Origin of the sequence: Brevibacillus fluminis (assembly GCF_003710825.1) — a bacterium.
Lineage (GTDB): Bacteria > Bacillota > Bacilli > Brevibacillales > Brevibacillaceae > Brevibacillus_D > Brevibacillus_D fluminis.
Window position 1 is genome coordinate 1 of sequence record NZ_RHHQ01000048.1, and the last position, 380, is coordinate 380.

1 protein-coding gene is annotated in these 380 nt (G+C 52.1%); it reads left to right on the forward strand.

All coding sequences use genetic code 11. The features are described from left to right. Positions 1 to 274: spore germination protein (locus tag EDM56_RS30790; RefSeq protein ID WP_148040442.1), on the forward strand; the 274-nt coding region annotated here is incomplete at its 5' end. Positions 275 to 380 lie beyond the last annotated feature (106 nt).

Genomic DNA, 380 nt, shown 5'->3' on the forward strand with positions numbered 1-380 from the left:
TTTGCTCAGCAATGCGATTCGCGTCGTCCGGTACATTTTTATCCTTGGCGCAGGCTTGCTCGGGATGTATGGGCAAATGCTGGCGTTAGCTTTGTTGTTCGCCCACCTGCTGAACATGACATCACTGGGCTCGCCCTATATGACTCCGGTAATTCCAAGGGATTGGGGGGATCTTGCGAACAGCCTGTTCCGGGCGCCAATCGGTTTCATCCTTTCGCGGTCAGGCATGTCCAGGGCCAAAAAACAACTTTCCCGTCCGCTAGATGAGGAGTAAACACGATGGACAAAGGCGAATTTCCCAAATTGCAAAGCTATCACGTGATATTCCTTGTGCAAAACATTATGGCGGGGGAAGGGATTCTCGCCATGCCGCACACACT